At 54.9% G+C, this 22,612-nt stretch carries 16 protein-coding genes; 4 read left to right on the plus strand and 12 right to left on the minus strand.

Going from position 1 to position 22,612, the window contains the following annotated elements; all coding sequences use genetic code 11:
• Positions 1-32: 32 nt before the first annotated feature.
• On the plus strand, positions 33-1,151 hold the full coding sequence (locus CIK92_RS04475) for a hypothetical protein (RefSeq protein ID WP_094388299.1): 1,119 nt from the start codon (positions 33-35) through the stop codon (positions 1,149-1,151).
• A 135-nt stretch (positions 1,152-1,286) separates the two neighbouring features.
• On the opposite strand, the gene CIK92_RS04480 is transcribed toward CIK92_RS04475, so the two are convergent.
• The 9 genes from CIK92_RS04480 to CIK92_RS04520 all read right to left on the minus strand — a co-directional run bounded on the left by CIK92_RS04480 (position 1,287) and on the right by CIK92_RS04520 (position 10,530).
• Entirely contained in the window at positions 1,287-2,126 is an 840-nt protein-coding gene (locus CIK92_RS04480; protein WP_094388300.1) for a radical SAM/SPASM domain-containing protein, read from the minus strand.
• A gap of 90 nt (positions 2,127-2,216) precedes the next feature.
• The gene (locus CIK92_RS04485; RefSeq protein ID WP_094388301.1) at positions 2,217-2,849 is read right to left on the minus strand and encodes a lysine exporter LysO family protein; all 633 of its coding nucleotides are present in this window, start codon (positions 2,847-2,849) and stop codon (positions 2,217-2,219) included.
• A complete protein-coding gene (locus tag CIK92_RS04490) occupies positions 2,846-3,142 on the minus strand; it encodes a LysO family transporter (RefSeq protein WP_094388302.1) in 297 nt (98 codons plus the stop codon). Before CIK92_RS04490 ends, CIK92_RS04485 begins: the two co-directional genes overlap by 4 nt.
• Positions 3,143-3,149: 7 nt before the next feature.
• Positions 3,150-5,348, minus strand: coding sequence for a CotH kinase family protein (locus CIK92_RS04495; protein WP_094388303.1), 2,199 nt, complete (start codon positions 5,346-5,348; stop codon positions 3,150-3,152).
• A gap of 288 nt (positions 5,349-5,636) precedes the next feature.
• On the minus strand, positions 5,637-6,635 hold the full coding sequence (tsf, locus tag CIK92_RS04500; RefSeq protein WP_022311375.1) for a translation elongation factor Ts: 999 nt from the start codon (positions 6,633-6,635) through the stop codon (positions 5,637-5,639).
• A gap of 39 nt (positions 6,636-6,674) precedes the next feature.
• Positions 6,675-7,472, minus strand: a complete 798-nt coding sequence (rpsB, locus tag CIK92_RS04505) for a 30S ribosomal protein S2 (protein ID WP_022311376.1) — start codon at positions 7,470-7,472, stop codon at positions 6,675-6,677.
• 120 nt (positions 7,473-7,592) lie between these two features.
• Positions 7,593-7,979: a 30S ribosomal protein S9 gene (rpsI, locus tag CIK92_RS04510; protein WP_022311377.1), complete on the minus strand. Its 387-nt coding sequence runs from the start codon at positions 7,977-7,979 to the stop codon at positions 7,593-7,595.
• A gap of 12 nt (positions 7,980-7,991) precedes the next feature.
• Positions 7,992-8,453: a 50S ribosomal protein L13 gene (gene rplM / locus CIK92_RS04515; protein ID WP_022311378.1), complete on the minus strand. Its 462-nt coding sequence runs from the start codon at positions 8,451-8,453 to the stop codon at positions 7,992-7,994.
• A gap of 442 nt (positions 8,454-8,895) precedes the next feature.
• Positions 8,896-10,530, minus strand: coding sequence for a hypothetical protein (locus tag CIK92_RS04520; RefSeq protein ID WP_094388304.1), 1,635 nt, complete (start codon positions 10,528-10,530; stop codon positions 8,896-8,898).
• 191 nt (positions 10,531-10,721) lie between these two features.
• On the opposite strand from CIK92_RS04520, the gene CIK92_RS04525 reads away from it, so the two are divergent.
• Positions 10,722-12,158: an amidophosphoribosyltransferase gene (locus CIK92_RS04525; RefSeq protein ID WP_094388305.1), complete on the plus strand. Its 1,437-nt coding sequence runs from the start codon at positions 10,722-10,724 to the stop codon at positions 12,156-12,158.
• Here CIK92_RS04525 and CIK92_RS04530 read toward each other — a convergent pair.
• Together CIK92_RS04530 and CIK92_RS04535 are read right to left on the minus strand one after the other, a co-directional pair.
• Positions 12,136-12,918: a glycosyltransferase family 2 protein gene (locus CIK92_RS04530; protein ID WP_094388306.1), complete on the minus strand. Its 783-nt coding sequence runs from the start codon at positions 12,916-12,918 to the stop codon at positions 12,136-12,138. The two genes, CIK92_RS04525 and CIK92_RS04530, sit on opposite strands and share 23 nt — an antisense overlap.
• Positions 12,915-14,186: a glycosyltransferase family 4 protein gene (locus CIK92_RS04535; RefSeq protein WP_094388307.1), complete on the minus strand. Its 1,272-nt coding sequence runs from the start codon at positions 14,184-14,186 to the stop codon at positions 12,915-12,917. Before CIK92_RS04535 ends, CIK92_RS04530 begins: the two co-directional genes overlap by 4 nt.
• A gap of 1,202 nt (positions 14,187-15,388) precedes the next feature.
• On the opposite strand from CIK92_RS04535, the gene CIK92_RS04545 reads away from it, so the two are divergent.
• Positions 15,389-17,026: an ABC-F family ATP-binding cassette domain-containing protein gene (locus CIK92_RS04545; RefSeq protein WP_094388309.1), complete on the plus strand. Its 1,638-nt coding sequence runs from the start codon at positions 15,389-15,391 to the stop codon at positions 17,024-17,026.
• A 459-nt stretch (positions 17,027-17,485) separates the two neighbouring features.
• On the opposite strand, the gene CIK92_RS04550 is transcribed toward CIK92_RS04545, so the two are convergent.
• Complete coding sequence (locus CIK92_RS04550) at positions 17,486-17,683, minus strand: hypothetical protein (RefSeq protein ID WP_144289329.1); 198 nt, start codon at positions 17,681-17,683, stop codon at positions 17,486-17,488.
• A 269-nt stretch (positions 17,684-17,952) separates the two neighbouring features.
• Here CIK92_RS04550 and CIK92_RS04555 point away from each other — a divergent pair, with 269 nt between their 5' ends.
• Positions 17,953-22,329 carry a choice-of-anchor J domain-containing protein gene (locus CIK92_RS04555; protein WP_094388311.1) on the plus strand — a complete coding sequence of 1,459 codons (4,377 nt, stop codon included), beginning with the start codon at positions 17,953-17,955 and terminating at the stop codon, positions 22,327-22,329.
• Positions 22,330-22,612 lie beyond the last annotated feature (283 nt).

Here is a 22,612-nt window from a genome sequence, read left to right on the forward strand (position 1 = left end):
GATGACTTGCTGGCGCACTGACAATCATAACAATGAACACTAATACGATACTATTCAGCAATCTGCCGTTCCGCCCCGAGCCCAATCAGGTGTTCTTCATCGAGAATGGCTACGATGAGGATGTCAATGACCTCATCCGCGCCGTCTATCTGCGCCTGAAAGCCAAGTTCGACCGTGCCGGTATGGATTTCTACTACATGCCCTACCTGCTCAGCGAGCACGATATCGAGGCCAAGCTGCGTTACTATGCGCCCTACCTCTCTTCCCAGCCTCTGGTCGGCGAGGTCAGGAGCGATGCGTTCGCTCCCTATATCTCAGACGAAGACCAGCGCAAGCGTCTGAAGCCGTCGCTCATCTTCGGGGCTACGCGGGAGGGGTACGCGGGTGATGTCAGATTTCGGCAAGTGGCCTTGTCCGATGTCGACTTCGTTTCTTCCGCAGCCATGGACGCCCTGGTACATCTGATAAGTCAAAGGCTTGCCGCATCCTGTGGCGTAGATGCCGATATGGCGCCAATCAGTCCTTGTCTGGCGAGCGTCCCGATGGAAGATAAGTCGGAGTGCCTTCTTTCTCAGGAGCTTCTGGAGCCTGGTGCAGAGTCCGCCATGCCTGCCTCTGCGGAAGAAACTGCCGAGAAGCAGAGCTTTATTGCTACAGAGGATGTCCTGCGCGAGCTTCGCATGACCGTCCAGAAGCTCAGGCTCGAAGGCGTGTCACTCATGGCCATCCACGAGTTCATCGACAAGCAGGAACCCCTGTCGCGTATGATTGTCACCCCCGACTATCGCATCTTCCTGCCCGACTACAACGGTATGGAAATCGAGATGGGTGCCCTGCCCAAAGCCATCTATTTCCTCTACCTGCGCTATCCCGAAGGCATCATCTACAAGCACATGCAAGACTATTACACCGAGCTGCTCAACATCTACCGACAGCTGCGCCCCAGTACCGACGAGGCCCGGCTCAACCTCACCATAACCAAGGTCGTCAACCCGCTGGGCAACGCGCTCAATGAGAACCTCGCCCGAATCAGAAAGGCATTCGTAGAGAAGTTCGATGAGCATCTCGCCATCAACTACATAGTCACCGGCGAGCGAGGCTCCCGCTACGCCATCCCCCTGGATAGAGATTTGGTTGTTTGGGAGGAATAACACTAAGGGCTGAATTCCAAGCGAGGAATCCAGCCCTAATTCTTTATGTTCCAAAAAGTTTTAGCGGACAGCAATAATATGATGTATAGCGGCGCCCCTACGCCTTCGCCAACTATGGTTCCCTCTCACCCACCTCTACTTCCTAAACCGTTTCGACACGGCGGAGTAGGCGCAGCGCTGGCAGAGGGGCTCGGTGGCGGTGTGGTTGGTGAAGCCCTGATAGATGGCGTGGGCGCGCGGCGACGCGAGAATCTCCTCCAGACTCTGGGTGTAGAGGTTGCCCAAGTCCATGTCGCCGTTATGGTCCAGACAACAGGGGACCACGGTGCCGTCGACGAGCACGCCAATCTGGTTGCGGAGAGCATAGCAGAACACCTCTTCGCCGGCGTAGGATTCGTGCTGGAGGTCAGGCCATTCAAACATGTTGTCGCTCTCGATATACAGGTTCTCTGCCAGTCGCCAGCCATCGTTTCGCTCAACCCACGGGCGAGGCTGGTGGTTGGCTATCAGACGGATAATCTCTTCGTTCATGCTGTTGTGGCCGCCTTCGTTCCACAGCCGCAGCACGATGATGCATCCTCGACGAGCTGCTTCTTTGGCGAAGGTCATCACCTCGTCGATATATTGCTTGAGGTCCTCCTTGCCGTTACCCTCGTGCGAGTGCAGGGAAATCTGCAGCTTATGGGGCAGCGTCTCGAGCATATCCTCCCGCTTCGACAGCAGCGTGCCGTTGGTGGTAATCACCGGGATAAACCCTTTCTGCCGAGCCATCTCCACAAATTGGGGCAGATGGGGATGAAGGAAAGGTTCGCCCATGAGGTGGAAATACAGAAACTTGACCCTACCTGCGAGCCTGCTGGTCAGCAGGTCAAACTCCTCAAGCGTCATCGTGCGCTTTGGACGCGTGGTCTTGGGGCAGAAGACGCAGTTGAGGTTGCAGACATCTGTCGTTTCAAGATAACAACGTGTAATCATATCATCGGCAAATTCATTGATTTTTATTATATTCTCATCCGTAGCACCAGCCACTCAGCCTGGCGCCATCTCAGCCACAGTCTCCCAACCTCAAGCCCCCAGCATGCACCACATGGTCACGAGGAAGGGCACGGAGAAGTCGGTGGCAAAGCCGTGGAAGATGCTCAGCGCCACATAGCGCTGGCCTATCGTCTGGGTGATGATGGGCAGCGTGGTGTCCATCGTCGTGGCGCCACCCGAGGATATCGGCGCCAGCGGCCCAAACCACTTCGCCATCAGTGGCGTCATCAGCAGCGTAATCATCTCACGGATGATATTGGTCAGCAGAGCGATGGTACCCAACTCGGTACCGCGATATTCGGTGATGAAGATACTCGACAGCGAGTAGTAGGCAAAACCGCTGTCTATGGCCAGGCAGTCTGTGAGTCCGCGGGGTTGGATGATGCCCCCGTCGCCGCCCAGCATGATGGCGAAAGCCACCATCGCGCCCACCCACGAGCCCAGGATAGTGGCTATGGGCAGGAGCGCCAACCTCGGATTGAGAATCTTGAAATCGCTCTTCATATCGGGGTTGAGGCCAATGCTCATACCCACACAGAGCAGCAGTCCGCACAGCGCCACAAAGCTCAGTCCGCCTTCTGCCATCCATGCGGGCAGCGCGTCCATGCGACCCGCCACGAGGCCGAGGATGAAGAAGCCTACCACGATCAGACTGCCCTTCATGCGCGGCCTCCTTTCACGCTCTTCCACAGTGCCCAAGCCAGCACGCAGCAGCCCAATACGCTGCAAACTGCCAGCAGCAGAGCCTCTACGCCCAGGGTGGGCAGGGCGGCGATTATCTGCTCGTTGCCGCCCACCTCGGCTCCCAGCATAAAGAGCAGGAGCCATATCAACCATGTCGTGGCCCTGGCTGTCCAGGTGCCCACCGCCTTGGCGCGGGCCTGTGCCGCCAGTCTTGTGCGTACGGTGTAGCCCAAGCCGATGCCGAGAAATATAAATGCGATTACTATAAACATATTCTTATTAGTTGTTGCAGCTGCGTCCAGCCACAATCTTCTTCACGCTGCCGTCGCTGTATTTGACGATGGTGATGCCGCTGCCCGGGCGTGCTATGCGCACTCCGTTGGGCGTGTAGTAACCCACCGCCTTGAGCTCTCCAGTGGCGGGGCTGTCGATGCCCACGGTCTGCGCCACCCTGTAGGCCACACCCATCACCAGGGCGCGACCTCCGCGGGTGCTGGTGAGACGCACGCCTCTGAGCTTGCGATTCTTGTCGGTGCTGATGGCGTGGTCAAAGAGACAGAAGGCAAAGCTCTGGCTGTAGGTGTCCGTGCGCTTGTTGATGCGGCTCAGTCCGCTGATGGCCTCTTCGCCCGACAGATTCTTTACCGACCAGTCTGCCACAGTGAGCGCGATGCCCTCGCCCTGGCTGCCGTCGCTGTAGAGTGGGGTAGCCATCAGGTCGCTGCTGCCGTCGCCGCTGGTGGCGAGGATGTAGAGCTGGCTGGTCGTTATGGGCGCGCCGAAGATGAGGTCGCCCCCTTCGCCCGTCTTGATGACAAGGGCGTTGCTGGCGGCATAGTCGCCTAACTGGAAGTTGGCTCCCGATGGGGCGTTGACGACGCCGTCTGTAGGCAGTCCGCCCGACGCCTTGAGCCCGGCAGAGTAGAAGGTGTTGTCGGCACCGTCGCCGGCATTGTCGGCATGGCTGCTTGCGGGCAGCGCCTCGACCACCACGTCGGCATTATATCCCGACGCCACCGTCACGGGCCGTATATCTGTCTTCTCTTGCGGCAGCAGTTTCTTGTCCATGAATGTCAGACGGCTCTTTATCCATCGCTTCAGGTAGCTTATCTCGTCGTTGAAGCTGTAGCCCACATAGGCGTTGGGCCATACATATCTGCCAAACATGCCCCAGGCAGCCTCGTTGCGCTCCATCGCGCCTCCCGAGGTGAGCAGCGTGGCGAGCGAGTCTATCTTGGCGTCGATGCGGTTGTCGGCATACTGGCCCTCGCGATACTGCGCCCAGCGGGCCTTCAGGTCGGTCTGATAGGCAGGGTCGTCTATGAGCCTCTTCCACCAGAATGGCACCAGCTGGTTGTCGGTCTCGCGGCTGTTCATGTCGTACTGCCACAGGTCGGTACGCGAGCCCTTGTAGTAGTCGGCGTTGCCCAGCGCGATGTTGAAGTCCCAGAGCGTACACTTCCAGCGGCTGTCGAGCCCCTCGTTCTTGGCGCGCGTCTCGCTGTACTTGTACATGTGCGAACTCAGACGGTAGCCGTCCACGTTGAACGTGAACTCGGTCGAGAGCATATAGTCGATAAACGAGGTCACGTCGATATACTTCCGATAGCCGTTGACGGGGTCTTTGTAGTTGTCGCCGGCAAAGCAGTCTTCCATGTCGTCTATCGACTTTTGGATGGCCTTCTCCGTACCGGCGGGCAGGTCGGCAAAGTCCTCATACTCAGGGTCGTCGTATTGGTAGGTGATGTATTTGGTATAGTCCACCGTACCGTAGCGGCCATAGGGGTGATACTTGGAGCGGTAGTAGTGGGCTTCGTCGTCGCGGTCTATCTCCACGCGCCAGTCGCCCGTCAGGTCGCCTCCGTCCTCGCCGGGGTCATGCAGGTTCAGGCGGTTCTTGCCCTTGCCAGGACGCTCGGTGAGGATGTAGATGCCGTAGTATTTGCCGTCTACCACCACCTCGACATGGCGCGAGCTGGGCACCCAGTCCAGGTAGGGACGCCCCAGCTCGAAGGTGAGCACGTCGCGTATCATCGACTTGTCAGAGAAAGGTGCCAGCAGCACCCAGTCGTTGTCTTTGCCCAGTCCCAGCAGGCTCACCTTCACCTTCTTGCCGCCTTCTTCCAGTGGTTTGGCGATGGTCTTGAATCCGTACGGCTTCTTGTCAGACGAGTTGAATGACGAGTTGCCGCGGTATTTCAGACTGATATATCCCTCATAGTCCACCTTCTGGTCGGGGTGGGCTGCGAGGTCGGCATAGTTGGTCTTGCCCGTGCCGTTGTCTATGATTTTGATTTTTGCGGTGATACGCTCTTCGCGGAGTATCATCTTGCCGTCTACGTCGATGAAGACGATGGGCAGATTGGTTTCGCTCAGCTTGACCTGGGCGTTCTTGGTGGGCGGATAGTTGTCGGCCCTCTGCGCATATAAGGCTGTCAGACAGAGCAGCATGCACAGCAGTGTGGATATACGTTTCATTGCTATATAGGTTTTTATTTCTCCTTGTGGTGGCCTGTCCTTGACGGGCGGGTAGATGGGTTCATAGGTGATTGCTTGTTATTGATACACAAAGTTACACAATAATTCTGACAGTGCTTGCGCAAAAGCCGGTAAAATCATTGGTGCAGGGCAAAATAGCCCTGGCCACGCCTGCCGTCGCGACGCTGCACCCGGCTGCCCCCGCCATTGCCATGCACTAAAAAAGGACTGCATCCCTCGAAAGGGGTACAGTCCTTATTATTATTTCGATTTTAACTATATCGAAAATTAGTCAGCCAAGAGGGTGAAGCGCTTGTAAGCAACGATGTTGAGATCGCCCTGCTTCTTCAGCCAGTCCTTAACTGAAATCTTGCCATCCTCGTCGGCGAACTGGAACTCCTGGTCTACCAGGCAGTTCTCCTTGAAGAACTTGGCCATACGGCCCTTGGCAATGTTCTGGATCATCTGCTCGTTCAGGTTGGCAGCCTTCTCAGCGCCTACGGTCTGCTTGATTTCGCGGGCCTTGTCAGCCTCCTCCTGTGTGAGCCATCCCTTCTTCATGTTAGACTCGATGTGGTCATCGCTGTCTACGAGGTTAGGATTGATGCCAGCCTTCTTGATAGCGGCAACTACAGCCTTCTCTACCTGCTCTTCCTTGGTCTTCTGGATAGCCACCTTGAGCTCCTCGTCCTTAACGGCCTGGGGAACAGAAGCCTCGTCGAGAGCTACAGGCTTCATTGCTGCAACCTGCATAGCTACCTTGTGAGCAGCCTCTTCGTTGTCCTTGTCCAGCTGTACCATGGTAGCCAGAGTGTGGCGGCCCATGTGGTCGTATACAGAGATGTTGTCACCTACGAGATAGTTGTAGCCATCGAGCTCCATCTTCTCACCGGTAACACCTGAGCGATGCTGTACGGCGGTGGCAGCGTCGTCGCCATTGGCGAGCTTCAGCGCCTTAACCTCGTCGAGGTTGGTGCAGCGTGCGGCGATAGCAGCGTCGAGGATTTCGCCTACGAGGGCGATGAAGTCCTTACCGGCAGCTACGAAGTCGGTCTCACACTTCACGGCAACCATTGCGGCGAAGCCATCAACCTTCTTAACCAGTACGCAACCATTTGATGTCTCACGGTCTGAACGCTTGGCAGCGATGGCGAGGCCACGCTCACGCAGGAGCTCCTTAGCCTTGTCGAAATCGCCTTCAGCCTCGTTCAGGGCGTTCTTTACATCAGCCAGACCGGCGCCAGTCATAGCGCGCAGCTTTTTGATATCTTCTATTGTAACAGCCATAATTGTTATTTCTTAAACTTGGGTTTGTGATTCTATTGATTACTCAGCGGCGGGAGCCTCTTCCTTGCGGGCCTTGCGTGTGCGGCGGGGCTTAGCCTCTGCCACTTCCTCAGCCTGCTCGGCAGCAGCCTTCTCGTCAGCCTTCTCAGCCTTGCGCTCCTCGAGACCTTCTGCGATAGCACCGCAGCAGGCGTTAAGTATAACCTCGATAGAGTCCTTGGCGTCGTCGTTGGCAGGAATCAGGTAGTCTACAGCCTTGGGGTCCGAGTTGGTATCCACGATAGCGAATACTGGGATGCCCAGACGCTGAGCCTCTTTCACTGCGATGTGCTCCTTCATTACGTCGATAACGAAGAGGGCAGAGGGCAGACGAGTCAGGTCAGAGATTGAACCGAGGTTCTTCTCCAGCTTGGCACGCTGACGGGTTACCTGCAGCAACTCGCGCTTAGAGAGGTTAGAGAATGTACCGTCGTTCATCAGCTTGTCGATGTTTGCCATTTTCTTAACAGCCTTGCGGATGGTTGGGAAGTTGGTAAGCATACCACCGGGCCAACGCTCGATTACGTAAGGCATGTTAACTGATGCAGCCTTCTCGGCTACGATGTCCTTTGCCTGTTTTTTAGTAGCGACAAACATGATTTTCTTGCCTGACTTGGCGATACCCTTCAGCGCCTCTGCTGCCTCGTCGATCTTGGCAACAGTCTTGTTGAGGTCTATGATATGGATGCCATTGCGCTCCATGAAGATGTAAGGAGCCATAGCGGGATTCCACTTGCGACGGAGGTGGCCAAAGTGGCAACCTGCCTGGAGTAACTGGTCAAAATTAGTTCTTGACATTGTTTTTTCTTTTTGAGTTGTTTACTTTCTTTTTTAATTCTATTTTGCTTAGAACCAACCCACAGGTAATCGCCAACAGTGGCAAGTCTTATGGGTTTAGATGCTAAACGGTTCAGTATATTAACGCTTACTGAACTGGAAGCGACGACGAGCCTTGGGCTGACCTGGCTTCTTACGCTCAACAGCACGAGAGTCGCGAGTGAGGAAACCCTGGTCCTTCAGAGCCTTCTTGTCTTCGGCGTTAACCTTAACGAGGGCACGGGCGATAGCGAGGCGGAGAGCCTGGCTCTGGCCGGTGAAACCACCACCGTCGAGGTTGGCCTTTATATCATACTTCTCAGCAACTTCCAGAAGGTTCAGTGGCTGCTTAACCACATACTGAAGGATAGCTGATGGGAAGAAATCTTTCAAATCTTTCTTGTTGATTGTGATCTTACCGGTACCTTCGGTGAGGTAAACACGAGCTACAGAGCTCTTGCGGCGACCGATTGCATTAATCATTTCCATCTTTAGTTCCTATTATTTATACTGGTTAATATCGATTGACTTTGGCTTCTGAGCCTCGTGCTTGTGCTCTGTGCCCTCATATACATAGAGGTTGTCGAGCAGTGCGCGACCGAGAGGACCCTTGGGGAGCATACCCTTGACAGCGTGGCGAACAATCTTGTCGACACCGTTCTTGCGAGTACGGAGGTCGGCAGGAGTGTTGAAGCGCTGACCACCGGGATAGCCGGTATAGCGGGTGTAAACCTTGTCAGTTTCCTTCTTACCAGTGAAGCGAACCTTAGCGGCATTGATAATGATTACGTTGTCTCCACAGTCCACGTGGGGAGTGAAGTTTGGCTTGTACTTACCACGGAGCAACTTTGCAACCTTTGAGCAAAGACGACCTACAATCTGGTCGGTGGCGTCGATAACGACCCACTCCTTGGTAGCTGTTTCCTTGTTAACGGAAATAGTCTTGTAACTTAAAGTGTTCATTTTTAATTTTAATTTTTACTACTAAAAAACGTTTTTATTTCTCTTGATGTGCAGGCGATTCACTAACCATGACGCTCGGCCAAAAGCGCCACTATTAACACGCTCACACGGGGGACTCTAAGTGTGTCCCCGAAATAATCGGCGTGCAAAATTACACATTATTTTTATATCAGCCATTATCGGGATGCTCCCAATGATGAAGATTTATGAATATTTAACAGTATTTGTGGCTTTTCTCATCATCTTGGCGCCGGCAGCGATGGTCGCGGTGGCGATGGGGATGACCTTTGGAATCCTCGAGATGACCTTTGGAATCCTCGAGATGACCTTTGGAATCCTCGAGATGACCTTCGGATTTACGTCGTTTGCCTCTGGCAGCGTGGAGATGATTTTTGATGCCGTGGGGGTGTCCTCCGGATGGGAGGTGATGGCTTGGGGCTGGTTAGAAGTACCCGTGGGTCTCTACGTCGCCATAGTTGAGGGTGAGTTCCACGCGTTTCAGCGTGATGGGAGTGCTCCCGGCAGGGGCTGTGATGGTGATGGTGTTGTCGCCGTGGCGCAGGGCGTCGGCAGGCATGGTCACGGCATACTGGTGCTCGCCCTCTGCCAGTCTGCGGCAGCGGTCGTAGAGCGCAGGGTAGTCTGCGCGGGTGGCAGTCATGGGCTTGCCGTTGAGGCTCAGGCTGAGCAGCGCCTCGCCACGGGTGCGGAAGAAGACGATGACTTCGCGCGGACGGATAGAGTCCATGTGGTCGCCCACGTAGATGGTCACATCGCGACGCTCTCCGGCCTTGAGCGTGAGCGGTAGTGGTGTGTTGGGGCGCAGCCCGTACTGCCGTTTGCCGTCCGAGAGCCAGTAGGTCTTGTTGCGACCCTCGAGCATCTGCCGGCTACCCAGTTCGTGGAGCATACGAGGGTGCGCCGTGCGGCAGACCTGCCCTCCGCGCTCCAGCTGATAGTGGCCGCTCACATAGCGGTTGAAGAAGTAGTTGAAGAGATAGATGCCGTCGGCGCCCTGGTCCAGGGCAGCCGAGCAGAAGCCGCGCATCATACCCTCCGAGACGGGCTCGTTCTCGGTGTAGGTCATCATGTCGGTGCTGGCGTAGAGGGGTGTGTTGAGCGCATTGCCCAACTCGCTGCGCATCTGGGCTATGGGCTGAGCCGGGTCTATCAGCGTGTGGGTGCCCACGCTCACCAGGTCTATCAGGCCTTCCTCGAGCCACTCGCGTAGGTCTATTCCCTTCTCCAGATTCTCTGCCAGCGACGGCGCCACCCTCACGGCGAGCTTTATGCGTCCTGGCTGCTTGCGGCGTGACGACTCGCGGTCTGCCCGACGCCTTATCTGCCTCATCATATCGGTCATCTCAGCCGTGTGGCGCTTGCCTTCGCCCCGCTTGAAGTAGCAGAAGAAGCGCATGAAGTCCAGCATATACCAGTCGATGTCGTCGCGGTAACGGCTGAGTTGTTCGGCGATGATGCTCACCTTGCGGTTGCGCACGGCGCGATGGGCAAAGTCGTAGGCGCCGGCACTGTGCCATCCCAGCGAGGGGTCGCCGATGCGGTATTCGGGATGCTTGAGCCACCATTCTGCCCACATCACGGGACAGTCTGTTTCGGCGTCGGCGAAGTGGAGGTCGTTCATGCGGTAGGCTATCATCGCCGCCATGCCGTGGCGCCGTGCCAGCTGCAGCGACGACCGCATAAACTCGCCTCCCTCGGCCTCGATGCGGAGCAGATTGTCATAGCAGGTGCGCATATTGTTGTAGAGCGCCGTGTTGCCGCCATGGTCTATGTGGCCGCGGTCGTCGCCGTAGTAGCGACAGTAGCGCGAGGGATAGCATACGAAGTCGCTGCCCGAGCAGATGGAGTAGGTGCCCACCTGCGAGCCCGCGGCAAGACTCGTGAGCGAGTCGAGGTGGGCGAGCGTGAGCGGTGCGCCGTTCCAGTAGGTGTTCAGCAGCAGCTCGGTGCCGTCGTTGTCGTAGATGATGTTGGGTTGGGCTGCGACGGCAATCCATGTTGCGGTCGCGACGATGGTGGCGACGATGCGTTTTGTACTGTTTAGGATGCGTATCATTCTATATTATATAATAAGGTGTAGATTTGTTAACGCTGCAAAGATACCCATAAATGCCGGCATGGGCAAGAGAGCCATGGTGTTTTGTCACAAAAAAGTAGGAAAAAATAACAAAAACTATATATTCAACCCCAAGATTTTTACGTAACTTTGTAGCGCGTAATTACACTGTTAGTATATTATTATCATTTATGGGAGGCATTTTCGGAACTATTTCCAAGAAAAGCTGCGTTGCCGATTTGTTCTACGGAACCGACTACAATTCACACCTCGGTACCCGTCGTGGCGGTATGGCAACCTATAGTGAGGATAAGGGCTTCGTCCGCTCTATCCATAACCTCGAAAGTTCTTATTTTCGTTCTAAATTTGAGGCTTCGCTCAACAAGTTTGAAGGCTGCTGTTCAGGTATAGGTGTCATCAGTGATACCGATGCACAGCCATTGGTCATGAACTCTCATCTGGGGCAGTTTGCCATCTGCACGGTGTCCAAGATTGCCAACATGGAGCAACTCGAGGCCGAGATGCTCAGCCACAATATGCACTTCGCCGAGATGTCGTCGGGCAAGACCAATACCACCGAGCTTGTGGCGCTCCACATCATCCAGGGCAAGACATTCCGCGAGGGCATCGAGAATGTCTATCATCATGTCAAGGGCTCGTGCACGATGCTCATCCTTACCACCGACGGCATCATCTGTGCCCGCGACAGTTGGGGGCGCACCCCGCTCATCATCGGCAAGAAGGATGGCGCCTACGCCGTGACGAGCGAGACCACCTCGTTCCCCAACCTCGGCTTCGAGCCTTGCTACGAGCTGGGTCCGGGCGAGATTGTGCGCATCACAGCCGATGGCACCGAGCAGATACGCCCTGCCAACAAGAAGATGCAGATTTGCTCTTTCCTCTGGGTCTACTATGGCTTCCCCACCTCTACCTATGAGGGCAGGAATGTCGAGAAGGTGCGCTTCGACAATGGCTACCAGATGGCGCTCACCGACGATACCGAGGTAGACTGCTGCAGTGGCATCCCCGACTCCGGCACGGGTATGGCCATGGGCTACGCCGCCGGCAAGCGGGTGCCCTATCAGCGCTGTATCGCCAAGTACACCCCCACCTGGCCCCGCTCCTTCACTCCCGCCAACCAGGCTATGCGCTCGCTGGTCGCCAAGATGAAGCTCATCCCCAATGTGGCTATGCTCAAGGGCAAGCGCGTGCTGTTCTGCGACGACTCCATCGTGCGCGGAACCCAGTTGAGAGACAATGTCAAGGTGTTGTTTGACCAGGCACAGGTCAAGGAGTGCCACATGCGTATAGCCTGTCCGCCCCTGGTCTACGGCTGTCCGTTTATCAACTTTACCTCGTCCAAGAGTGATATGGAACTCATCACCCGACGCATCATCGAGCGCTTCGAGGGCGATGCTAACAAGAATCTGGATAAATATGCCACCACCGGGTCGCCCGAGTACGAGCGTATGGTGGCGGCTATAGCTGAGGAGCTTGGACTTACCTCGCTCCGCTTCAATAGTGTGGAAGAGCTGATCCGTGCCATCGGTCTTCCCAAGTGTAAGGTCTGCACCCACTGCTTCGACGGCAGCAGCGCCTACACCCTCAGCGAGTGTGCCGACGACTGATGACGCCGCGCAGGGCAAACCAGAGATGCATCACCACCGTGCTGGCCACGCCGTAGTGGCGGCACATCACGCTGAAACGCTCTCGGAGCGAACGGCGATGATTTGTGGTGGTCATGCCACCATCGAGAAAACAAGCCAACACCGCATGTGTGTTGACCAGAGGAAGGCGGTAGCTTGCTGCCGACTTCATTATTTTTATACACCAGTCCACATCGGCAGAGTAGCGGTACTTCAGGTCGTAGGGGATGGCTTTGGCAAGGTCGGTGCGGGCGTAGAACGCCTGGTGGCATACCAGCATGCCGTGGCGGAACGACTTCCAGCTGAGCGCCTCGGGCGGAGCCAGACGGCGGCGGCCCACATAGTGGCCTCGGTCGTCGATGATGTCGGTGTCGCCATAGATTACCGCCGGCTTCTCGTCGGGCATGAGCGCCGCATGAGCCACCCGCTGCAGCGTGTGCTCATCCTTGAAGGCATCGCCGGCGTTGAGGAATACGAGGTAGTCGCCCTCGGCCATCTGGATGCCTTTGTTCATCGCGTCGTAGAGTCCGCCGTCGGGCTCCGAGACGGCCCTTATCTGGTGGGGAGACGCCCCCCGCGATTTTTCTTCATACTCCCTTACCAGTTTCATGGTGTCATCCTTCGACTTGCCGTCGATGATGAGATGCTCCACTTGGTCATAGTCCTGGCTCTCCACGCTCGCCAGCGTCCGCGGCAGTTCGTCCGCGGCGTTGTAGGTACATGTGATAACGGTTATGGTCATGCTTCCAGATAGTCTTTGCCTGCAAGGCGGTTGTAGATATTGATATAGCGTGCGGCGACGGCGCGCTGGCTGTAGTGCTGTGCCACCTTCTTCACGGCTTCCTCGCCCAGAGTCTTGCGGTCGGCCTCGTCGAGCGTCCAGTGCAGACCGCGAGCCAGGTCGTCGGCATCCTTGTATTCAGCCACATATCCGTTGACCTTGTGGTCTATCTCTTCGGGTATGCCGCCCACGCGGAAGCCGATGCAGGGCACACCGCAGGCCATCGCCTCCATGATGGTGTTGGGCAGGTTTTCAGAGAGCGACGGCAGCACGAAGGCGTCGGCGGCGTTGTAGACATCCACCATGCGGCGCGGGTCGTTGACATACCCTAAGGGGTAAGCCTGTAGCGGCAGGCGGTCGGCTATCTCTTCGGCGTGGCCGCCCACGATGATGAGGCCCGTGTTCTCGCGTATCTCCGGATGCTCCTGCTCCCATTTCCGGCAAGCCTCGATGAGATAGTCCATGCCCTTGTTCACGTTGGTCACGCGCTGTGAGGCAAAGAGTATCAGTCTTCGGTCGGCGGGGAGCCCCAGTCTTCTTCGGGCTTCGGCCTTGTCGGCAGGGGCGAAGAGGCGGGTGTCGATGGGGTTGGGTATGGCGCAGGTCTCCTGTCCCTCCAGGAGCCGGCTCTGGCGCGCTTCGCTCTCCATCCAGTGGCTGCACGCTACAAAGGTGATGTGTCTGCCGGTGAGCATGCGCTCCTTGCGTCGCCAGGTGGCGTCGGCGAGGTCGTGGCTGCTGTCTCCGGGCAGATAGGGGCAGTGGGCGCAGTGGCTCTTGAACCGCTCACACCCCAGGGTGAGGTGGCATATCGCCGTGGCGGGCCAGATGTCGTGCATCGTCCATACCACTGGCTTTCCCGAGTCGAGTATCTTGCGGATATTCTTCAGCGAGAGCATGCCCTGGTTGACCCAGTGCAGATGGATGATGTCTGCCTCCTTGAATTCGGGCAGCCTTGTGATGTCGGTGCCCGCGTTGGCGGTATCTATCTCCCACAGATGGCGGCGGTTCAGCCGCAGATGGAGATATATCGTCAGTCTTTCCCACAGGAAATTGAAGTGGTGGCGCCACGACTTGGGCAGACTGCACACCGCGATGTGCTCGGTCTCCTTGTCGCGCACCAGCATCTTGGCTTTTACGCCGCTGTTGTTGAGCGCTTCCATCAGCCGTCGTGCAGCCACAGCCGCTCCGCCAGCCCTCTCGCTCGTGTTGACGATTAGTACACGCATACCTTATTATATTATATATATCTTTTGTCCTTTGTTCTTGCTCCCGGCGACCTGGCGCATAGCCCCGGCCGCCATGGTGCATAGTTCCGGTGACCTGATGCATAGTCCCGGTGACCTGGTGTGTAGTCCCGGTGACCTGGTGCGTAGTCCCAGCCGCCATGGTGCATAGCCCCAGCGACCCTGGTGCATAGTCTCGGCCGCCTGCAGAGTTGTCTGACCGCCACCGTCGGTACCTCCACGCTCCTGGAGATGGCGTTGGCAGGAGCCGGAGCCTCCTCTGCATCGGGCAAAGGTAAACATAAAATCTGAAAAACCCACACTGCCTCCCTGTTTTTTGCAGTATTCGCCCCCGACTGCCCCTCTGCCCTCCGCGCCCTGGCTGTCGCCGTTCTGCCCGCAGCCCTGGCGTCCCGGGCTCTCATTGTGGCGTCGGTGCAAGTGCCTGCGCCACTTCTTGCGCTTGTATATATCACTCTTGCGCCTATTATATGTCACTCTTGTGCTTATATATATAATAAGTTATATTATTATAATAAGGTATAGGAACCGCCTCTGGCAGTCATACATCTTGACAAAATGGGGTGGGGGCTGTACTGGCTGGTTTTCAGGGGCTGGATGGGGGCGCTAAAAGGGTATTTGCGGGCGAAAAGGTTATGTTTCAAATCGTAATGATAACCCTCGCGAATAAATGAAACCGTAACTTCGGTTGTTGGAATTATTACATATTTTAGTTGTGTGCGCACACAGTTTTATTGATTTGTATCAAGAAAGGCAACAAAATCATCAATAAAAGTGTACTAACTATTGTGGGAAGTGGGAAAGGTTTGTACCTTTGCATCGTCAAAAGGTTAATAGATTGTTTAGGTTAGTAGTAATAGATTTAGGTTTTTAGTTATTAGGTTTTTAAGGTAGATTGACAGATTGTTTAGCTTAGGATGACAATGGAGGCCGTGAGGTTTTCATTCTTTCGACAAAAGTTAGTTAAACATAAGTTATTACGCTGAAGCTCGCAGATGAGTCTCAGCGTATTTTTTTTGTCTTCGCGTTTCCCGTGGTTTCTCTCTCGCGCGCCCCGACTGTTGTCCCATTCTGCCAATTTATGTCTGTGTCACGGCAAATTCCTGCGATATGCAATAGGGATTGAGTATTTTTTAGGTAACTTTGCATCGTTTTTCACATTACGCACCAGAAAATAATAGAATATGATTTCAGTAGATGGACTGACCGTTGAGTTCGGCGGCACCACCTTGTTCAAGGACATTACCTTCCAGATTAACGAGAAGGACCGTATCGCCCTGATGGGCAAGAACGGCGCAGGCAAGAGTACCCTGCTCAAGATATTGGCGGGAGTGCGCAAGCCCACACGCGGGTCTGTGTCGGCGCCCAAAGACTGCGTCGTCGCCTATCTCCCCCAACACCTGATGACCGAAGACGGCCGCACCGTGTTTGAGGAGACCTGCCAGGCATTTGCCCATCTCCACGAGATACAGGCAGAGATAGACCGTATCAATGACCTCCTTTCCACCCGCACCGACTACGAGAGCGATGAGTATATGCAGCTCATCGAGACGGTGTCTACGCTTTCCGAGAAGTTTTATGCCATTGACATGACTCACTTCGAGGAGGATGTCGAGAAAACCCTGGTGGGTCTCGGCTTCGAGCGCAGTGACTTCGACCGGCCCACCAGCGAGTTTTCGGGAGGATGGCGTATGCGTATCGAACTCGCCAAACTGCTCCTCAAGTCGCCCGACGTGCTGTTGCTCGACGAGCCCACCAACCACCTCGACATCGAGTCTATCGGCTGGCTCGAGCAGTTTATCATCAACAGCTCCAAGGCAGTGGTGGTCATCAGCCACGACCGCAAGTTTGTCGACAACATCACCACGCGCACCATCGAGGTCACCATGGGTCGCATCTACGACTACCGCGCCACCTATAGCCACTATCTCGAGTTGCGCAAAGAGCGCCGTGAGCAGCAGATGAAGCAGTATGAGGAGCAGCAGAAGATGATAGCCGAGACCAAGGACTTCATCGAGCGCTTCAAGGGCACCTACTCCAAGACCCTGCAGGTGCAGAGCCGCGTCAAGATGCTTGAGAAACTCGAGCTTATTGAGGTCGACGAGGAAGACACCAGCCGTCTGCGCCTGAAGTTCCCGCCCAGTCCGCACAGCGGCGCTTATCCCGTGCAGATGAGCGATGTGTCTATGTCGTTTGGCAACAAGACCGTCTTCAGCGGCGTCAATCTCACCGTGGAGCGGGGAGACAAGATTGCCTTTGTGGGCCGCAACGGCGAGGGTAAGTCGACCCTCGTGAAGTGCATCATGGGCGAGCTGCAGAACCAGGGAGACCTCAATCTCGGCTACAATGTCCAGATAGGCTATTTCGCCCAGAACCAGGCGTCGCTGCTCGACGACAACCTCACCGTCTTCCAGACCATCGACGATGTGGCCAAGGGCGACATACGCAGCAAGATACGCGACCTGCTCGGCGCCTTCATGTTTGGCGGCGACGAGTCGACCAAGAAGGTCAAGGTGCTGTCGGGTGGAGAGCGTACGCGCCTCGCCATCCTCAAGCTGCTGCTCGAGCCGGTCAACCTGCTTATCCTCGACGAGCCCACCAATCATTTGGACCTCAAGACCAAGGACATCCTCAAGCAGGCGCTTCAAGATTTCGATGGCACCCTTATCGTGGTGAGCCACGACCGTGATTTCCTCGACGGACTGGTCAGCAAGGTCTACGAGTTTGGCCATGGCCGCGTGCGTGAGCACCTCTGCGGCATCTACGAGTTCCTCGAGTCCAAGGCTATGGAGAACCTGCAGGAACTCGAGAAGAAGCACTGATGCCCGCTCGGTATCTATAGCAGAAATGCAGTGATGGCGCATATTATGATATATGTCAAGAAAGAGGCCCCGAGCAGCAGAAAGTGGCCCCAGACTATTGTCAGAACCGCAGAAGTGTAGTACCTTTGCATCATCAAAAGGTTAATAGATTGTTTAGATTAGTAGTAATAGATTTAGGTTTTTAGTTATTAGGTTTTTAAGGTAGATTGACAGATTGTTTAACCAGGATGACAATGGAAACCGTGAGGTTTTCATTCGTTTAGAAAATAAGTAGTTAAACATATCGGATACGCTGAAGCTCGTTGATGAGTCTCAGCGTATTTTTTTTGCCCATGGCGAGGGTAGGGGCTACCGTCACGATGAGGCTCATGATGCGCAGCAGCGCGGTGATGATGCAAACCGATGATACTCACCGCATCCATAGTTTTCCTGATTGCGTTTGGCGGCTCGTGCCTTCCGTTACGCGCTTCCGTGCCTTCCGATACGTGCCCTCGTGCCTTCCGATACGAACCCTCGTGTCTTCCGATACGCGCCAGCCGGTGTCATTTCCACGCCGCCATCTGTTATTTCCTCATTCGCGACTGTCATCTCCACGTTTCCAAGTGTCATCTCCACGTTTCTAACTCTAATCTCCACGTTTCCAAGTGTCATTTCCATGTTATTGACGGTCATCTCCGTGTTATGCAACCCTATGATAACCAATGTGGGCGGTTTTTGCTTGGTTTGGATGGAAACGGCGAAAGGCGCTGATGTGTCGGCGGTTATGCCGTTTTTGGCCTCGGGTGGGCTGGTGATAAATTAGAAAATCCCAAAAAGAAATTAAAATTTTCTAATAATAATTGCATATTTTTCCGAAAAACTGATTACTTTTGTGGACATATAGGAACCACATTATTATTAATTACAATTTTCAAGTGTTACAGTCTATGAAAAGAATCATTACTTGTCTCAGCATGCTATGTATGCTGGTAGGACTTGCCATGGCAAGTCCGGGACCGAAAGCCCTTGCGGCCTCCGCAGAGACTACGCTCTACGGAGGAATCTCGACGGGCATGAAGCCGGTCGGTATCTATTCGACCACCACGGCGACCCCGCCGACCCTAACCCCTCTTGCAAGCATTTCCAGCGTGACGCCCTCGGCTGGTGTGTACATCGATGGTTACTACTACGTGTTGTCTGCTTATATTAGGGGATCCAAAGTACTCCTTACCACGTTGGAAAAGTATGATACCAACACATGGCAAATCGTCGAGAATCTCAGCTCCGGCACAGACGTTCCTACCTCTCTGGTTTACAACCCCAAGGATGGTAAGACCTACGGATGCTATCCCGCCAATTCCAGTCTCTTTAGGTTGTGTACGCTTGATTTGACCAGCGGTGTCAAGACCAATGGAGGTGTGCTTGACCAGCGCTATGTAGCCCTCTTTACTGACAATAGTGGCAAGGTGTATGGTATCGGTCTGGATGGTAATCTGTGCCAGCTCAATCTGGAGACCGCCGAAGCCACCGTTATCGGCGCTACCGGCGTGACTCCCTCTATAGATGTGCAGGACGCCTGTTTTGACGAGTCGACCAATACTGTATACTGGTTTGCCCACACTGCCGACGAGAGTTCGCTGTACACTGTAGATGTAACTACTGGTAAGGCTACCAAGGTGACCGACTTTGCAAGCCCCGCCATCAGATGGGCTGGTGTGTTTGCCAAGCCCGCCAAGAAAGTGGAAAGGCCCGCTTTCATCGCCAAGATGAGAACCGAGTTTGACAAGAGCAGCCTCACTGGTAAGTTTATCTTCACCATGCCCGACAAGACCGAGAGCGGTGAAGCCCTGACCTCAAACCTCTCTTACACGTTCTTCCTCAACGACGCTGAGTACAAGACCGGCGAAGGCGCCCCCGGTGCCGAGGTCGAAGTGCCCGTTACCGTGCCTGCCGACGGCAAGTACAAGTTTGCCGTTTGTGCCAAACTCGACGGCGCCAGCGGTCTGACCACCTATATCGAAAAGTATATCGGTCAGGACTCTCCCAAGACTCCTGCCAACCTCAAGGCAGTCAAGGCCGAGGGTTCCAATGAGATTACCATCAGCTGGGATGCCGTCACAGAAGGCGTCAACGGCGGATATATCAACACTGCAGCCATCAAGTACTCGCTGGTACGCCAGCCCGACAACGTGACTGTAGCTTCAGACCTCACCACTACCTCGTTTACCGACAAGACCATCACCGCGATGAACAACTACAACTACGTGCTCATGGCCACCGACGGCGTGAAGAGCAGTGGTGCGGTGACCTCTAACGACGTGCTCGCCGGCGAAGACCTCGGTGTGGCTCTGCCTTACGAAAACAGCTTCCTCGGTGAAAATGGCATGGGCTTCTTTACCACCATCGACGCCAATGAGGACGGCAACACATGGAGAAGCAACGGCAAGAACGTGTTCTACAAAGCCAGCAAGGACAAAGACGCCAATGACTGGCTGGTTTCTCCTATCGTGAAACTGGAGAAGGGCAAGGCCTACCACCTCACCATGGCCCTCATGGTAAGCGACCTGAACAAGCAGGAACGCTTTGAGATAATGTATGGCAAGGAGAAGACAGCTGCCTCGATGACCAAGAAGGTCTGCAACGAGAAGGTAACCTCTACCGGCTGCTATGTAGACGAATGGCTTACCGCCGACGAGACCGGCCTCTTCTATATCGGCCTCCATGTCACCTCTGAGAAGAATCAGGGTGCCCTGGCTGTCTCTGACTTCAAACTCTCTGACGGCATCAACACCAAGAGTCCTGGTGCCGCTACCGACATCACCGTGATTCCCGGCGAAAAGGGCGCACTCACCAGCGAGGTAGAGTTCACCTGTCCTACCAAAAACTTCAGCAATGGCCCATTGTTTGGTCTTTCCAAGGCTGTTGTAACCAATCTTACCACTGGCAGAGAGATTGCCACTATAGACGGTGCAGAACTGGCTGTAGGTCTGAAGGTGAAGGTAAGCGACCCCAATCCTACCACTGGCGAGAACGAGTACAGCGTAGTATGCCATAACACCTATGGCGCCGGTGTCCTGGCTACCGCCAAGGGCTGGGTAGGTCCTGATGCTCCCGGTGCTCCTACCAAGGTTCAGTGGGTACAGAAGGGCTCGCAGACCATCATCACCTGGGAGGCTCCTACCACAGGTAAGCACGGTGGCTACGTAGACCCCACTCAGATCTACTACTCTGTATACAATGCAGAGACACAGACCAAGATCAAGTCAGACCTGACCACCTGCACCCATGTAGACGCTCCTAATCTCTCTGACCTGCAGACCTCTCTCGCCTATGTGCTCTATGCCTACAACGACTATGGCACCAGCGCCCCCGCTTACAGTAACACCTCTGCCTTCGGTTATGGCTATAAGTGTCCTCTCAAGGAATCGTTTGCCAACAGAAGGCTGTCTACCAAGCCCTGGCTTATCAGCACCACATCGGGCAACAACGTATGGCAGCTGACAGCTGACCTCGCTCCCAACGTATCGTCTCAGGATGGCGACAACGGTATGGTAGGTTATAGCGCCGGCAACCCCGGTGGCGCCCGTCTCACAACGCCCATCATCGACCTGAGCACCGAGAAAAGACCCACCATCAAGCTGTGGTACTATCTCTTTGATACAGCTTCAGACCTGAAGATTACTGTGTCTAACGACTGCGGTCTGACATGGACCGACGTGGCCACTCTGCCCAAGGAAGTAGTTAAGAAGTGGACTGCCGCTACCGTAGACCTCTCTGCCTACAAGGCCTATGACCACCTGCAGATAGGTATCGAGGCTACCAACAAGACTATGGCCTCTCCTCTCTTCATAGATAACGTCACCGTGGGCAATACCTTCGACTATGACCTCGCGGTCCAGAGCCTCGTGCTGCCCAAGTCTGCCAAGGCTGGTTCGGACATCAAGGCTTCTGTCTCTGTATTCAACAACGGTCTCAAGGCTGCAGGCGCATACAAGCTGCAGTGCTATGTCAATGGTGAACTGGTCAACACACTTAACGGTAGCGCTCTGGCTGCTGATGCCCTGGAGACCTTCAATATTGATATCACCGTTCCACTGCTCGACGCCGAAGAGCTCGAGGTGAAGTGCAAGGTTGTCTATGCCGACGACGAGAACAAGGCTAACAACGAGAAGACCGCGATAGCTGCGGTTACTCCTTCCAAGTATCCCCAGCCCACTGCCCTCAAGGCCACTGCCAAGGCCGATGGCAATGTGACTCTCAACTGGGCTGCTCCTACTACCGAGTACTATGCCGAGCGCACCGACGATATGGAGAGCTACGAGTCATGGAGTGTAGGCGGTATCGTGGTTGAGGAAAACAGAGCCACTCACGAGATGATTGTCACCACAGACCGTGGCTCGCTCGGCGACTATACCCTCATCGACTGCGACCATCTGGCCACAAACTATACCTGGGGCGCTGTTGATGGTGGTCAGAGCATTCCTCACCTCGGCCAGGGTATGGTATGTCAGGTTATCGACTGCGACAAATACAACAGCAAGACTAGCATCATGGCTGCCCATAGTGGCAAGAAGACGCTCTGCTTCTGGTCATCTGTTCAGAATGATGACTACCTCATTCTTCCCGAACTTGCTCCTAACAACAAGTACATCTCTTTCTGGGCCAAGTCACTCTCCAATAGGTACGGCCTCGAGTCGTTCGACATCGTGGTATCCAAGAGCGGCAAGGAGCCTTCTGACTTCACCCTCTTCAAGTCTGTCGAGAACGTGCCTGTAGGCTACAAGACCGACCCCGAAGCCGGCTACGCTTTCTATGAGTTCCAACTTCCCGAGGACACCAAGTATGTGGCTATCCACTACAATGCCAAGGATGTGCTGGCGCTGCTCATCGACGATATCACCTGTACTCCTGCCTCTAACAAGGCCAACCTCACTCTGGAGGGTTACAATGTATATCGCAACGGTGTCAAGCTCAACGAGAGCCCCGTCACTGCCGCTACTTACAGCGACAAGATTTCGGGCGAAGATGTTTACCGCTACAACGTGACCTCTGTATTCAGCGTAGGTGAGTCGAGCTTCTCCAACACTGCTCAGGTATCTCTCAACACCGGTATCGGCGACAACGCCATCGGTGAGGGCCGCATCTACGGTACCGAGGGTGCCATCGTAATCGAGGGTATGGCTGGCGCAGATGTTACTATCTACACTGTCGACGGTCGTCTGGTTCAGCAGGTTAAGGCCGAGCCTTCTACCCGCGTTGCCGTAAGCAAGGGTGTGTATGTAGTCAAGACCCGTGAGCTGTCTCGCGCGATTGCCGTAAGATAAAAAGACCGTCATCTCCATCGGGAGAGATGCCAAGTCTTTCCTGGAGAATGACCCGACACAATAAGAAAAGGACGTATCCTCAATCAGGGTACGTCCTTTTTTCGTGCGGAATTGTGGCAATGGGGAAGGGGAGGACCACGGGCCCCATCCCAGCCTTCCCCAAGGGAGGGCACTGAAAAACTAAAACCCACTATCAAATTGAAAGTTGATGACGGAGATATAGCTGTTTTACCCTTTATTTTCTGTCTATTTTAGCCTTATTTAGGCGATTTGCAGAAAGAGA

The organism is Prevotella sp. P4-67, from assembly GCF_002251325.1.
GTDB lineage: Bacteria > Bacteroidota > Bacteroidia > Bacteroidales > Bacteroidaceae > Prevotella.

What these genes read in the sequence shown, in the direction of transcription:
- CIK92_RS04475 (WP_094388299.1), top strand. Translation starts at nt 33, where the DNA reads ATGAACACTAATACGATACTATTCAGCAATCTGCCGTTCCGCCCCGAG.
- CIK92_RS04480 (WP_094388300.1), bottom strand. Translation starts at nt 2,126, where the DNA reads ATGATTACACGTTGTTATCTTGAAACGACAGATGTCTGCAACCTCAAC.
- CIK92_RS04485 (WP_094388301.1), bottom strand. Translation starts at nt 2,849, where the DNA reads ATGAAGGGCAGTCTGATCGTGGTAGGCTTCTTCATCCTCGGCCTCGTG.
- CIK92_RS04490 (WP_094388302.1), bottom strand. Translation starts at nt 3,142, where the DNA reads ATGTTTATAGTAATCGCATTTATATTTCTCGGCATCGGCTTGGGCTAC.
- CIK92_RS04495 (WP_094388303.1), bottom strand. Translation starts at nt 5,348, where the DNA reads ATGAAACGTATATCCACACTGCTGTGCATGCTGCTCTGTCTGACAGCC.
- tsf (WP_022311375.1), bottom strand. Translation starts at nt 6,635, where the DNA reads ATGGCTGTTACAATAGAAGATATCAAAAAGCTGCGCGCTATGACTGGC.
- rpsB (WP_022311376.1), bottom strand. Translation starts at nt 7,472, where the DNA reads ATGTCAAGAACTAATTTTGACCAGTTACTCCAGGCAGGTTGCCACTTT.
- rpsI (WP_022311377.1), bottom strand. Translation starts at nt 7,979, where the DNA reads ATGGAAATGATTAATGCAATCGGTCGCCGCAAGAGCTCTGTAGCTCGT.
- rplM (WP_022311378.1), bottom strand. Translation starts at nt 8,453, where the DNA reads ATGAACACTTTAAGTTACAAGACTATTTCCGTTAACAAGGAAACAGCT.
- CIK92_RS04520 (WP_094388304.1), bottom strand. Translation starts at nt 10,530, where the DNA reads ATGATACGCATCCTAAACAGTACAAAACGCATCGTCGCCACCATCGTC.
- CIK92_RS04525 (WP_094388305.1), top strand. Translation starts at nt 10,722, where the DNA reads ATGGGAGGCATTTTCGGAACTATTTCCAAGAAAAGCTGCGTTGCCGAT.
- CIK92_RS04530 (WP_094388306.1), bottom strand. Translation starts at nt 12,918, where the DNA reads ATGACCATAACCGTTATCACATGTACCTACAACGCCGCGGACGAACTG.
- CIK92_RS04535 (WP_094388307.1), bottom strand. Translation starts at nt 14,186, where the DNA reads ATGCGTGTACTAATCGTCAACACGAGCGAGAGGGCTGGCGGAGCGGCT.
- CIK92_RS04545 (WP_094388309.1), top strand. Translation starts at nt 15,389, where the DNA reads ATGATTTCAGTAGATGGACTGACCGTTGAGTTCGGCGGCACCACCTTG.
- CIK92_RS04550 (WP_144289329.1), bottom strand. Translation starts at nt 17,683, where the DNA reads ATGGAAATGACACTTGGAAACGTGGAGATTAGAGTTAGAAACGTGGAG.
- CIK92_RS04555 (WP_094388311.1), top strand. Translation starts at nt 17,953, where the DNA reads ATGAAAAGAATCATTACTTGTCTCAGCATGCTATGTATGCTGGTAGGA.